This is a genomic window from Hydrogenivirga sp. 128-5-R1-1, from assembly GCF_000171895.1.
Window position 1 is genome coordinate 1 of the sequence record NZ_ABHJ01000204.1, and the last position, 1923, is coordinate 1923.

Below are 1923 nucleotides of genomic sequence, written 5' to 3' on the forward strand. Positions count from 1 at the left end.
ACAAATTTAGAAGATATAAAACAAAAGTTAAAAGAGCTTGACGAAATAATGTCTTCTCCAGATTTCTGGAATGACCAGAAAAAAGCACAGAAAATATCTGCTGAAAGAACATATCTATCTGATAAACTTGAAAAATTAAATAACATAGAAGAAAAAATTAATTACTTAGAAGAGTATATAGAGCTTTTAGAATTAGAGCCTGACGAAGAAGCAAAACAAGATTTAGAAAATGAGATAAAAAACTTAGAAACATTAATAAACAAATTTGAAGTAGAAAGTTTATTATCCGGAGAGTACGACTCAAAAAATGCTATAGTTTCAGTTCAGGCAGGTTCAGGTGGTGTTGAGGCATGCGACTGGGCAGAAATGCTCCTTAGAATGTATTTAAGATGGGCAGAGAAAAACGGATATAACGTTGAAATTGTAGATTACCAGCCTGATGATGTTGCAGGTATTAAAAGTGCAACATTTATAGTCAAAGGACCTTATGCCTATGGATATTTACAAGGAGAGCAAGGTGTCCACAGACTTGTTAGAATATCACCTTTTGATTCAAATAAAAGAAGACATACATCCTTTGCAGCTGTTTCTGTAATACCTGAAATTGGAGAAGAAATAAAAGTAGAAATAAACGAAGATGACCTTAGAATAGACACATTTAGAGCATCAGGAGCTGGTGGACAGCATGTAAATAAAACAGACTCGGCAGTAAGAATTACACATATCCCTACAGGAATAGTAGTATCTTGTCAGAGTGAAAGGTCACAAATTCAAAATAGAGCAAAAGCTATGCAAATGCTTAAAGCTAAACTTTATCAGCTTGAAATTGAGAAACAAAAAGAAAAAAGAAAAGAGCTTGAAGGAGAAAAAAAAGAGATTAGCTGGGGAAGTCAGATAAGGTCTTATGTTTTCCATCCTTATCAGATGGTAAAAGACCTTAGAACAGGATATGAAACAGGTAATATACAGGCTGTTATGGACGGGGAAATTGATAGTTTTATGGAAACTTATCTAAAATACAAAGTTTCAGCAAACCCTAAGAATTAACACTAATCTCCTGTTTATCTTCCTTTATTAAATCTTGCATAAATCTTAATTCCTTAAATATTTTTTCACTAATATTACTTATATCTTCTGCTTCCTTAATTGTATTAATTATCATTGGTTTTATTTCATTTATTATATTAGTCGTATTTTCAACAAGCTCTTTAACCTGATTGAATATAATAGAGAATTTTTGTTCTCCAAGTCTTGCAGACTCAACAAGTCCATTTAGCTGTATATAATGAAGTTCGCCAATTATATTTTCCACGTCGTTAATATAAATATTTGTCTTTTTTAAATAGGTTAACAATTCAGTAATAAACTTAGAAGTTATCTCTATATCATTACTTTCTACAGAAACCATATCCCTCAGTATCATTTCACAATCACATAAATTTCCTTCATCACCATCATTTAAAATTTCATCTATAAAATGAATTATCATATATATGCTTAACTTTGAGATATTTGTATAAAGTAAAATTGAACGAACAATCTTTAGAAGCTCTTGAATGTCATTTTTTAAACCAACAACAAGTTTACCAATTCTTTCTGAATCTTTTTTAATTTCAGAAGAAACAACAAAAAATGACGCTCCTGTAGAACCAAGCTTATAACTTTCAACTGACGAATTAAGGGCTATAAGAGAAAGCTCGTCAGTAATATCGTAAATATAACTAAATTTACTTTCTAACTCTTTTTCAACATTTGCAAATTTACCTGCCTTACTTGCGATAGAATCAAAAATATTTTTAATTTTTCTGCTCCTAATATAAACTTCTTTAAATAGTTCTAAGTCTTCTTCTACCACAGAAATATCTACTTCCTTATCTAAATATTTATCTTTATCTTTTAGTTCTTCCATTAATGTATCTATCA

Annotated in this window: 2 protein-coding genes; one reads left to right on the top strand and one right to left on the bottom strand. The window is 30.2% G+C overall.

From position 1 onward, the window contains the following. The coding region (gene prfB / locus HG1285_RS03355) for a peptide chain release factor 2 (protein ID WP_008288893.1) at positions 1–1047 on the top strand (1047 nt) is incomplete at its 5' end. Here the strand turns inward: prfB and HG1285_RS03350 are convergent. Further along, on the bottom strand, positions 1037–1923 hold an 887-nt coding region (locus HG1285_RS03350), incomplete at its 5' end, for a Methyl-accepting chemotaxis-like protein (chemotaxis sensory transducer) (protein WP_008288894.1). The genes prfB and HG1285_RS03350 overlap by 11 nt on opposite strands.